Here is a 340-nt window from a genome sequence, read left to right on the forward strand (position 1 = left end):
GTTTGGGGGGTGTGGGGTGGGTGGGTTGCGGGAGCGTGCGGCGTCGTTCGTCGTGCCCGGCCCCTCGGGCGTGGCAGTCCGGACCCGCCTTAAGCAGGTCACGCCCGCTGATGTGAAGGTGCTCGTGCTGGTCGGTGCGTACCTCGGTTCGCTGGCTTCCCGGGACTTGAAGGTGCGGTGCGCGGAGGGTCTGGAGCATTCCGCGGACACCTGGGCGGCGCGTAAGCGGGGCCTGACGTCGGTGTCGTCGTCCCGGTGGGCGGGTTCGATCACCAAGGCCACGCATGATCAGTGGGCGCTCGCCCGGCGTGGCCAGCTCGCCCACCTCCGGTCTCTGGAG

General features: G+C 70.6%; 1 pseudogene. It reads left to right on the forward strand.

Going from position 1 to position 340, the window contains the following annotated elements:
* Window positions 1-16: 16 nt before the first annotated feature.
* A pseudogene (locus IG08_RS62365) lies at window positions 17-340 on the forward strand (IS200/IS605 family accessory protein TnpB-related protein); the annotation flags it as partial.

This window comes from Streptomyces fulvoviolaceus, from assembly GCF_000718165.1.
In the GTDB taxonomy this organism is placed as follows: Bacteria; Actinomycetota; Actinomycetes; order Streptomycetales; family Streptomycetaceae; genus Streptomyces; species Streptomyces fulvoviolaceus.